This window comes from Pseudonocardia sp. EV170527-09 (assembly GCF_008369905.1).
Taxonomy (GTDB): domain Bacteria; phylum Actinomycetota; class Actinomycetes; order Mycobacteriales; family Pseudonocardiaceae; genus Pseudonocardia.
In genome coordinates this window covers 1-275 of record NZ_VRMC01000450.1, presented here as the reverse complement: position 1 = coordinate 275, position 275 = coordinate 1, and the positions used below count along the sequence as shown (strand labels likewise).

The 275-nt window shown below is 65.8% G+C and carries 1 protein-coding gene; it reads left to right on the top strand.

Annotation, left to right across the window (positions count from 1 at the left end):
* Positions 1-39 precede the first annotated feature (39 nt).
* Positions 40-275: alcohol dehydrogenase catalytic domain-containing protein (locus FVA95_RS29775; RefSeq protein WP_149666978.1), on the top strand; the 236-nt coding region annotated here is incomplete at its 3' end.

Sequence of the window (275 nt, the reverse complement as noted above, 5' to 3'; positions counted from 1 at the left end):
GGATAGGCTGCGCACGCTTGCGTGAGGATATCGGACGAAATGCATGCCATGGTCCTGACAGCGCCGGGCGCACCGTTGCGGCTTGAGCAGCGGGACAATCCGGTACCCGGTCCGGGTGACCTGCGGGTCAAGGTGAGCGCCTGCGGCGTGTGCCGAACCGATCTCCATGTCGTCGACGGAGAGCTACCGGACATCGCCTATCCCATCATTCCAGGGCACGAGGTGGTCGGCCGGGTGGAGGTGCTCGGTGCCGGCGTCACGTCGCTGAATGTCGG